Annotated in this window: 1 tRNA gene and 2 rRNA genes (1 of these 3 cut by a window edge); all 3 read left to right on the top strand. The window is 54.3% G+C overall.

The features are described from left to right. Positions 1-1,918, top strand: a 23S ribosomal RNA gene (locus AC1DUP_RS36640); it begins 969 nt to the left of the window's first position. Positions 1,919-2,043: 125 nt separating this feature from the next. Beyond that, positions 2,044-2,158 (top strand): 5S ribosomal RNA (gene rrf / locus AC1DUP_RS36635). 264 nt (positions 2,159-2,422) lie between these two features. Next, positions 2,423-2,499: transfer RNA gene (locus AC1DUP_RS36630), tRNA-Met, on the top strand. Position 2,500 lies beyond the last annotated feature (1 nt).

The following is a 2,500-nucleotide window of genomic DNA, read 5'->3' as shown; positions in this document are numbered from 1 at the left end:
CGAATACTCCCGGGGGTAGAGCACTGGATGGGCTATGGGGACTCACCGTCTTACTGATCCTAACCAAACTCCGAATACCGGGAAGTACTACCAGGCAGACACACGGCGGGTGCTAACGTCCGTCGTGAAAAGGGCAACAACCCTAACCTCCAGCTAAGGTCCCCAAGTCATGGCTAAGTGGGAAAGGATGTGAGGATCCCAAAACAACCAGGATGTTGGCTTAGAAGCAGCCATCATTTAAAGAAAGCGTAACAGCTCACTGGTCTAAATAAGGGTCTTTGCGCCGAAAATGTAACGGGGCTAAAGCCATGCACCGAAGCTGAGGATTTGCAGTAATGCAAGTGGTAGCGGAGCGTTCCGTAAGCCTGTGAAGGGATACCTGTGAGGGGTCCTGGAGGTATCGGAAGTGCGAATGTTGACATGAGTAACGATAAAGAGGGTGAGAGACCCTCTCGCCGAAAGACCAAGGGTTCCTGCTTAAAGTTAATCTGAGCAGGGTTAGCCGGCCCCTAAGACGAGGCGGACACGCGTAGTCGATGGGAACCACGTTAATATTCGTGGGCCTGGTGGTAGTGACGGATCGCACAAGTTGTTCATTCTTATTGGATTGGATGGGCAGCGGAGCGGTTCCAGGAAATAGCTCCACCGTATAGACCGTACCCGAAACCGACACAGGTGGTCAGGTAGAGTATACCAAGGCGCTTGAGAGAACTATGTTGAAGGAACTCGGCAAATTGCACGCGTAACTTCGGAAGAAGCGTGACCCCATAGTAGGCAACTATTGTGGGGTGGCACAGACCAGGGGGTAGCGACTGTTTATCAAAAACACAGGGCTCTGCGAAGTCGCAAGACGACGTATAGGGTCTGACGCCTGCCCGGTGCTGGAAGGTTAAGAGGAGAGGTGCAAGCTTTGAATCGAAGCCCCAGTAAACGGCGGCCGTAACTATAACGGTCCTAAGGTAGCGAAATTCCTTGTCGGGTAAGTTCCGACCTGCACGAATGGCGTAACGACTTCCCCGCTGTCTCCAACATAGACTCAGTGAAATTGAATTCCCCGTGAAGATGCGGGGTTCCTGCGGTCAGACGGAAAGACCCCGTGCACCTTTACTATAGCTTTACACTGGCATTCGTGTCGGCATGTGTAGGATAGGTGGTAGGCTTTGAAGCGGGGACGCCAGTTTCCGTGGAGCCATCCTTGAAATACCACCCTTATCGTCATGGATGTCTAACCGCGGCCCGTTATCCGGGTCCGGGACAGTGTATGGTGGGTAGTTTGACTGGGGCGGTCGCCTCCGAAAGAGTAACGGAGGCGCGCGATGGTGGGCTCAGACCGGTCGGAAATCGGTCGTCGAGTGCAATGGCATAAGCCCGCCTGACTGCGAGACTGACAAGTCGAGCAGAGACGAAAGTCGGTCATAGTGATCCGGTGGTCCCGCGTGGAAGGGCCATCGCTCAACGGATAAAAGGTACGCCGGGGATAACAGGCTGATGACCCCCAAGAGTCCATATCGACGGGGTTGTTTGGCACCTCGATGTCGGCTCATCGCATCCTGGGGCTGGAGCAGGTCCCAAGGGTTTGGCTGTTCGCCAATTAAAGCGGTACGTGAGCTGGGTTCAGAACGTCGTGAGACAGTTCGGTCCCTATCTGCCGTGGGTGTAGGAATATTGACAGGATCTGTCCCTAGTACGAGAGGACCGGGATGGACATATCTCTGGTGGACCTGTTGTCCTGCCAAGGGCATAGCAGGGTAGCTACATATGGACGGGATAACCGCTGAAGGCATCTAAGCGGGAAACCCACCTGGAAACGAGTATTCCCTATCAGAGCCGTGGAAGACGACCACGTTGATAGGCCGGGTGTGGAAGTGCGGCAACGCATGAAGCTTACCGGTACTAATAGCTCGATTGGCTTGATCGTTCTCATTGACCATGCTCATCCCCGGCGAACGCCAAAGCGTTCGTCCGGATGATGATGCTAAAGACGTGTTCAAATAAAATGGATGTGAAAACATCCGCCAGCTTCTCAAAGTTGCGCTTCGCTGACCTGGTGGTCATGGCGGGGTGGCTGCACCCGTTCCCTTTCCGAACACGGCCGTGAAACGCCCCAGCGCCTATGGTACTTCGTCTTAAGACGCGGGAGAGTCGGTCGCTGCSAGGTCTGCAAAACGCAACTAAAATCTTCTCTTTGCATTTATTATACGGCCCATGCCGTCACAAAGGGCCGCTCTCAAAGCGGCCTTTCGTGTTTGGTGGCTCGGTGCCATATGACACGAGACAAATTGCTCTGCAATTTGCTCGGCAGTGATCCGCAAAGCGCTTGCGCTTTGCGTAGACGCGACAAATCCCAAAGGGATTTGTGCAAATCGGCATTTTGCCAATAGGCAAAATACCTGGACGGACGACGCTAGCGTCGCCTGGATAACGCGGGGTGGAGCAGCCCGGTAGCTCGTCAGGCTCATAACCTGAAGGCCGCAGGTTCAAATCCTGCCCCCGCAACCAA

This window comes from Rhizobium sp. 01L419 (genome assembly GCF_056400025.1).
The sequence above is the reverse complement of the archived record's forward strand: the minus strand, read 5'-3'. Positions and strand labels throughout refer to the sequence as shown.